Source organism: Streptomyces sp. NPDC058632 (assembly GCF_042717095.1).
Classification (GTDB): domain Bacteria; phylum Actinomycetota; class Actinomycetes; order Streptomycetales; family Streptomycetaceae; genus Streptomyces.
In genome coordinates this window covers 1-2,688 of the sequence record NZ_JBHXQZ010000194.1, presented here as the reverse complement: position 1 = coordinate 2,688, position 2,688 = coordinate 1, and the positions used below count along the sequence as shown (strand labels likewise).

Genomic DNA, 2,688 nt, shown 5'->3' with positions numbered 1-2,688 from the left:
GTTCGGCGGCGTCCTACTCTCCCACAGGGTCCCCCCTGCAGTACCATCGGCGCGGTAGGGCTTAGCTTCCGGGTTCGGAATGTGACCGGGCGTTTCCCCTACGCTATGACCACCGAAACACTATGAAAACAGACAACCGCACCACCCGCCACCGCGGACCGGTGGGGGCGGGGTTGTTCGTGGTTTCAGAACCAACACAGTGGACGCGAGCAACTGAGGACAAGCCCTCGGCCTATTAGTACCGGTCAACTCCACACGTTGCCGTGCTTCCATATCCGGCCTATCAACCCAGTCGTCTACTGGGAGCCTTACCCTCTCTAGGAGGTGGGAGTCCTCATCTCGAAGCAGGCTTCCCGCTTAGATGCTTTCAGCGGTTATCCCTCCCGAACGTAGCCAACCAGCCATGCCCTTGGCAGGACAACTGGCACACCAGAGGTTCGTCCGTCCCGGTCCTCTCGTACTAGGGACAGCCCTTCTCAAGACTCCTACGCGCACAGCGGATAGGGACCGAACTGTCTCACGACGTTCTAAACCCAGCTCGCGTACCGCTTTAATGGGCGAACAGCCCAACCCTTGGGACCGACTCCAGCCCCAGGATGCGACGAGCCGACATCGAGGTGCCAAACCATCCCGTCGATATGGACTCTTGGGGAAGATCAGCCTGTTATCCCCGGGGTACCTTTTATCCGTTGAGCGACGGCGCTTCCACAAGCCACCGCCGGATCACTAGTCCCGACTTTCGTCCCTGCTCGACCCGTCGGTCTCACAGTCAAGCTCCCTTGTGCACTTACACTCAACACCTGATTACCAACCAGGCTGAGGGAACCTTTGGGCGCCTCCGTTACTCTTTAGGAGGCAACCGCCCCAGTTAAACTACCCATCAGACACTGTCCCTGATCCGGATCACGGACCCAGGTTAGACATCCAGCACGACCAGACTGGTATTTCAACGACGACTCCACCACCACTGGCGTGGCGGCTTCACAGTCTCCCAGCTATCCTACACAAGCCGAACCGAACACCAATATCAAACTGTAGTAAAGGTCCCGGGGTCTTTCCGTCCTGCTGCGCGAAACGAGCATCTTTACTCGTAGTGCAATTTCACCGGGCCTATGGTTGAGACAGTCGAGAAGTCGTTACGCCATTCGTGCAGGTCGGAACTTACCCGACAAGGAATTTCGCTACCTTAGGATGGTTATAGTTACCACCGCCGTTTACTGGCGCTTAAGTTCTCAGCTTCGCCACCCCGAAGAGTGACTAACCGGTCCCCTTAACGTTCCAGCACCGGGCAGGCGTCAGTCCGTATACATCGCCTTACGGCTTCGCACGGACCTGTGTTTTTAGTAAACAGTCGCTTCTCGCTGGTCTCTGCGGCCACACCCAGCTCAGGGGGAAAACCCCATCACCGGACATGGCCCCCCTTCTCCCGAAGTTACGGGGGCATTTTGCCGAGTTCCTTAACCATAGTTCACCCGAACGCCTCGGTATTCTCTACCTGACCACCTGAGTCGGTTTAGGGTACGGGCCGCCATGAAACTCGCTAGAGGCTTTTCTCGACAGCATAGGATCATCCACTTCACCACAATCGGCTCGGCATCGGGTCTCAGCCTGATGTGCGACGGATTTACCTACCGCACGGCCTACACCCTTACCCCGGGACAACCACCGCCCGGGCTGGACTACCTTCCTGCGTCACCCCATCACTCACCTACTGACCGCTTGGGCCGGCGGCTCCACCACTTTCCATTCCCCGAAGGGTCCGGAACGGCTTCACGGCCTTAGCATCACGATGCTCGATGTTTGACGCTTCACAGCGGGTACCGGAATATCAACCGGTTATCCATCGACTACGCCTGTCGGCCTCGCCTTAGGTCCCGACTTACCCTGGGCAGATCAGCTTGACCCAGGAACCCTTAGTCAATCGGCGCACACGTTTCTCACGTGTGTATCGCTACTCATGCCTGCATTCTCACTCGTGAACCGTCCACAACTCGCTTCCGCGGCTGCTTCACCCGGCACACGACGCTCCCCTACCCATCCATACGGGCGTTGGCCCTGTGTGTATGAATGACACGACTTCGGCGGTACGCTTGAGCCCCGCTACATTGTCGGCGCGGAATCACTAGACCAGTGAGCTATTACGCACTCTTTCAAGGGTGGCTGCTTCTAAGCCAACCTCCTGGTTGTCTGTGCGACTCCACATCCTTTCCCACTTAGCGTACGCTTGGGGGCCTTAGTCGATGCTCTGGGCTGTTTCCCTCTCGACCATGGAGCTTATCCCCCACAGTCTCACTGCCGCGCTCTCACTTACCGGCATTCGGAGTTTGGCTAAGGTCAGTAACCCGGTAGGGCCCATCGCCTATCCAGTGCTCTACCTCCGGCAAGAAACACGCGACGCTGCACCTAAATGCATTTCGGGGAGAACCAGCTATCACGGAGTTTGATTGGCCTTTCACCCCTAACCACAGGTCATCCCCCAGGTTTTCAACCCTGGTGGGTTCGGTCCTCCACGAAGTCTTACCTCCGCTTCAACCTGCCCATGGCTAGATCACTCCGCTTCGGGTCTTGAGCATGCTACTGAAACGCCCTGTTCGGACTCGCTTTCGCTACGGCTTCCCCACTCGGGTTAACCTCGCAACACACCGCAAACTCGCAGGCTCATTCTTCAAAAGGCACGCAGTCACGACG

At 57.6% G+C, this 2,688-nt stretch carries 2 rRNA genes; both read right to left on the bottom strand.

Annotated features, from left to right (window positions below):
• Nucleotides 1–117 (bottom strand): 5S ribosomal RNA (gene rrf / locus ACFWVE_RS34905).
• 98 nt (nucleotides 118–215) lie between these two features.
• Nucleotides 216–2,688, bottom strand: a 23S ribosomal RNA gene (locus ACFWVE_RS34900); the annotation flags it as partial.